We start from the raw sequence: 4475 nt of genomic DNA, 5'->3' as shown, positions 1-4475 counted from the left end.
GCTGCAGAGACGGTTGTAAAGGCCGGGATTGACACCTTGGTGACCGGTCACTGCGGCCCCAAAGCGTTCAAGGTACTGAATGCGGCCGGCGTACAGGTATTTAACTGCGATGCTGCAACCGTTGACGAGGCCCTGCGTGCGCTACAGGCTGGCAGCTTAACCGCTGCAGCAGCTTCTGATGTAGAGGGACACTGGTAATGGCAGCGACACACAGGCAAAGTTCATACAGAATTGCCGTTGCATCCGGCAAGGGGGGCACCGGCAAGACCACCGTGGCCCTGAACCTTGCTGCCATGTTTGGAGAACCGGTGCAGCTGGCCGATTGCGATGTGGAGGAGCCAAACGACAATCTATTCCTGCGGTGCGAGCAGTTGACCCCGCACGAGGTCACCATGCTGGTGCCGGAAGTGGACCCGCAACGCTGCACCGGGTGTGGCGCCTGTGGTGAACTGTGCCAATTCCGGGGAATTGTTTCACTGGGCAGCAGGGCGCTTGTGTTTCCAGAGCTGTGTCACGGCTGCGGCGGCTGCGCATTGGTCTGCCCCACCGGGGCACTTACTGAACACCCCCATCGGATCGGCACCATTTCCGTTGGCCAGTCCGGCCCTATCAGGCTGATTGAGGGCCGATTGGAGGTCGGTGTCTCGCTGGTTCCACCGGTAATCCGTGCAGTGCGCGATCAGTTGCTGGATCATGTTCCTGCCATCCTTGATGCCCCACCAGGCACCTCCTGCCCGGTGGTTGCCACCCTGCGGGAATCTGATTATCTGCTACTGGTGACCGACCCGACACCCTTTGGCCTGCATGACCTGAAGCTGGCTGTGGCCCTGGCCAAAGAGCTGGAGCTACCCTGCGGTGTGGTGGTCAACCGGGCTGGTGAAGATCTGGTTGGTCTGCACCGCTATTGCCAAGCGGAAAACCTGCCGATTTTACTTTCCCTGCCCGATGATCGCCAGATAGCGGAAGTGACCTCACGGGGCGATCTCATCTCCCACCAACTACCGGAATACGGCCTGATGTTTTCAGAGCTGGCGACAAAGCTTAAGCACGAGCTGACTCACCCGGGAGGTAGGCCATGAGCAAGGAGCATATCCGCGAACTGGTGGTACTGTCCGGCAAAGGCGGTACCGGCAAAACCAGTGTCACCGCCTCATTTGCCCTGCTGGCCAATAAGGCGGTACTGGCTGATTGTGATGTCGATGCAGCCGACCTGCATCTACTGCTGACGCCGATGGTGGAACAGCGCCATGCCTTTATGAGCGGCCACGAAGCGATCATCCGGCAGCAGGACTGCACCGGTTGCGGCATCTGTGTGGATAGCTGCCGCTTTGATGCCATCCGCAAAGAAGAGGCAGCCTACAGGGTTGATCCGGTTGCCTGTGAAGGATGCAGTGTCTGCTACCGGCTCTGCCCTGACAAGGCGATCGATTTCCCTGAACGGGTCTGTGGCGAATGGATGGTGTCTGGTACCCGTTGCGGTCCGATGGTCCATGCTCAACTGGGTGTGGCTGCCGAGAACTCGGGCAAGCTGGTAACCACGGTACGGGAGCAGGCCTGGGCAGTTGCCGTTGACAAACGGATTCCGCTGATCATCTCAGACGGTCCTCCCGGCATCGGCTGTCCGGTTATCGCCTCCCTAAGCGGTGTTTCACTGGCATTGGTGGTGACTGAGCCAACCGTATCCGGTCTGCACGACCTGCAACGGGTACTGGCCCTGGCCCGGCACTTCTCTGTCCCTGCCGCAGTCTGTGTCAACAAGTGGGATATCAATCCGCAGCAGACAGAAAAAATTGAAGCAGCCGCACGCTCTGCCGGTGCAGCGGTAACCGGACGGATCCGTTATGACCGTGCCGTAACCCAGGCGCAACTGCAGCAAAAAGCAGTTGTAGAACTTGATTCCGGAGCTGGCGATGATATTCGCGTGGTTTGGAAACAGGTAACAGAGTTGCTCTAGAGACTTATTATTCTTCAGGAGGCATCAGCATGGACGCAGCACACCAGGAAAACCAGCAGCAGGAGCAGGCCTGCCCACCTTCAGCATGTGAATCATGTTCATCCAGCAGTTGCTCTGCAACCAGTAAAAAACTGACTGAAAGCGAGCAGGAATTTGAAGACCGCCGTCGCCTGGCCTCACGTCTCTGCAGGATCAAACACAAGATTGTGGTGATGTCCGGCAAAGGTGGGGTAGGTAAAAGCACGGTAGCGGTCAACCTGGCCATGGGGCTGCATCTGGCAGGTAAAAAGGTGGGCTTGCTGGATGTGGATATCCACGGCCCCAGCGTTCCCACCATGCTTGGCCTGGAAAAGAGCCAGGTTATGGAAGGCAATGGCGAACTGGTGCCGGTTGATCTGAACGGTATGAAGGTCATCTCGCTGGGTTTCTTTCTGAAAGAGCAGGATGAGGCGGTCATCTGGCGTGGCCCGATGAAGACCGGAGTCATCACCCAGTTTATCCGCGATGTGGCCTGGGGCGATCTTGATTATCTGATTGTTGATTCACCTCCAGGCACCGGCGATGAACCGCTTTCTGTCTGCCAGACCCTTGAAGGTGCAGACGGCGCAGTGATCGTCACCACCCCGCAAAAGGTGGCTGCAGTGGATGTCCGCAAATCAATCAACTTTTGTCACCAGCTTAAACTGCCGGTACTGGGGGTGATTGAAAACATGAACGGCTTTGTCTGTCCCAAATGTGGAGAGCTGACCGCGGTCTTTCAATCCGGTGGCGGCAGGCTGATGGCCGATGATATGGGGGTGCCGTTTATCGGCTCAGTTCCGATTGATCCACAGATTGCCGAGGCTGGCGATAGTGGAGTAGCGTTTTTGCAACGGTACTCAGAATCCACCACCGCAAAACTGTTTCAATCCCTGCTGGTGCCGGTTATGCAGCAGGTAGAAAAAGCAGAAGCTTGATGAACATCGTATTGACACCAGACACAACCGTACTTGAACTGGCAGAATACTACCCGGAAACTGAGGCGGTCTTTGACCGTTACAGAAAACGGATAGGGGTTTGCATCTGCTGCGAATGCCTGTTTTGTAGTGTAAAAGAGGTGGCACGACGGTACGAACTGGATCTTGATGAACTGATGGCCAGACTTGGCAATGCCATTGAATCAGCTACTGGAGAGGACTAATGCATCTTCGCGACCAATCCCTTTTACGCCAATCCTGCTACTTAAACGGCCAGTGGCTTGCGGCTGACAGTGGCAAGACCATTGATGTCACCAACCCTGCCACCGGTGAGGTTTTAGGTACTATTCCCAAGATGGGCACTGCTGAAACCCGTCGTGCCATTGAGGCAGCCAATGCTGCCTGGCCGGCCTGGCGGGCAAAGACCGCCAAAGAGCGGGCTGTCATTCTGCGGCGCTGGTTTGAGTTAATGCTGGAAAATCAGGAAGATCTTGCGATCATTATGACTGCCGAGCAGGGCAAGCCGCTGGCTGAGTCCCGTGGTGAGATCGCCTATGCCGCTTCCTTTATTGAGTGGTTTGCAGAAGAAGGTAAACGGCTCTACGGTGATACCATTCCAGCCCATGGCCGTGACAAACGGATTGTGGTCATCAAAGAACCGATCGGCGTCTGTGCTGCCATTACCCCCTGGAACTTTCCTTCTGCCATGATTACCCGTAAGGCAGGCCCTGCCCTGGCTGCCGGTTGTACCATGGTGGTCAAGCCTGCCACCGCCACCCCCTTTTCTGCTTTAGCCCTGGCGGAGCTGGGTGAGCGGGCCGGCATTCCAGCTGGTGTCTTCAGTGTGATCACCGGTTCAGCCGGTGAGATCGGTACTGAGATGACCGCTAATCCGATTATCCGTAAGCTGACCTTTACCGGTTCAACCGAGATCGGCAAGCAGCTGACCGCCCAGTGTGCCGCCACCATGAAGAAGGTCTCCATGGAACTGGGGGGCAATGCACCGTTCATTGTGTTTGACGATGCAGACCTTGATGCTGCCGTAGAAGGGGCCATCGCCTCAAAATATCGTAATACCGGACAGACCTGTGTCTGCACCAACCGCTTGCTGGTACAGGCCGGGGTCTATGACACCTTTGCAGAGAAGCTGGCAACCGCAGTTGCCAAGATGCGGGTGGGTGACGGTCTGAAAGGTGATGTGCAACAGGGACCACTGATTGATGAAGCCTCTGTGCAAAAGGTGGAAGAGCATATTAACGACGCTGTCACCAAAGGCGCCCGCGTAGCATTGGGCGGCAAGCGCCATACACTGGGCGGCACCTTTTTCCAACCCACCATCCTGTGTGATGTCACACCGCAGATGCTGGTGGCACGGGAAGAGACCTTTGGCCCGGTGGCACCGATCTTCAGGTTTGAGACTGACGAAGAAGCGATCCAGATGGCCAATGACACCGAGTTTGGTCTGGCCTCCTATTTCTACACCCGTGACATCGGGCGGGTCTGGCGGGTGGCGGAGGCGTTGGAGTACGGCATGGTGGGGATCAACACCGGCCTGGTTTCAACGG

General features: G+C 56.8%; 6 protein-coding genes. All 6 read left to right on the top strand.

Translation table 11 applies throughout. The annotated features are described in order from the left end of the window. The coding region (locus OEL57_RS14575; protein WP_300741434.1) for a NifB/NifX family molybdenum-iron cluster-binding protein at positions 1-198 on the top strand (198 nt) is incomplete at its 5' end. Beyond that, positions 198-1079 (top strand): ATP-binding protein, encoded by an 882-nt coding sequence (locus tag OEL57_RS14570; RefSeq protein WP_300741432.1) that lies wholly within the window; start codon positions 198-200, stop codon positions 1077-1079. The genes OEL57_RS14575 and OEL57_RS14570, both read left to right, overlap by 1 nt. Beyond that, positions 1076-1954 (top strand): ATP-binding protein, encoded by an 879-nt coding sequence (locus OEL57_RS14565; RefSeq protein WP_300741430.1) that lies wholly within the window; start codon positions 1076-1078, stop codon positions 1952-1954. The genes OEL57_RS14570 and OEL57_RS14565 overlap by 4 nt, the downstream gene beginning before the upstream one ends. A 29-nt stretch (positions 1955-1983) precedes the next feature. Beyond that, positions 1984-2910, top strand: coding sequence for an Mrp/NBP35 family ATP-binding protein (locus OEL57_RS14560; protein WP_300741428.1), 927 nt, complete (start codon positions 1984-1986; stop codon positions 2908-2910). Then, positions 2910-3134: a hypothetical protein gene (locus OEL57_RS14555; protein ID WP_300741426.1), complete on the top strand. Its 225-nt coding sequence runs from the start codon at positions 2910-2912 to the stop codon at positions 3132-3134. The genes OEL57_RS14560 and OEL57_RS14555 overlap by 1 nt, the downstream gene beginning before the upstream one ends. Continuing rightward, positions 3134-4475, top strand: a 1342-nt coding sequence (locus OEL57_RS14550) for an NAD-dependent succinate-semialdehyde dehydrogenase (RefSeq protein ID WP_300741424.1), incomplete at its 3' end; no start/stop codon positions are given. The genes OEL57_RS14555 and OEL57_RS14550, both read left to right, overlap by 1 nt.

Source organism: Trichlorobacter sp., from assembly GCF_030247655.1.
Lineage (GTDB): Bacteria > Desulfobacterota > Desulfuromonadia > Geobacterales > Pseudopelobacteraceae > Trichlorobacter.
Note: the sequence above shows the minus strand (reverse complement) of the source record. Positions and strands in the feature narration are given on the sequence as shown.

What these genes read in the sequence shown, in the direction of transcription:
- OEL57_RS14560 (WP_300741428.1), top strand. Translation starts at nt 1,984, where the DNA reads ATGGACGCAGCACACCAGGAAAACCAGCAGCAGGAGCAGGCCTGCCCA.
- OEL57_RS14555 (WP_300741426.1), top strand. Translation starts at nt 2,910, where the DNA reads ATGAACATCGTATTGACACCAGACACAACCGTACTTGAACTGGCAGAA.
- OEL57_RS14565 (WP_300741430.1), top strand. Translation starts at nt 1,076, where the DNA reads ATGAGCAAGGAGCATATCCGCGAACTGGTGGTACTGTCCGGCAAAGGC.
- OEL57_RS14570 (WP_300741432.1), top strand. Translation starts at nt 198, where the DNA reads ATGGCAGCGACACACAGGCAAAGTTCATACAGAATTGCCGTTGCATCC.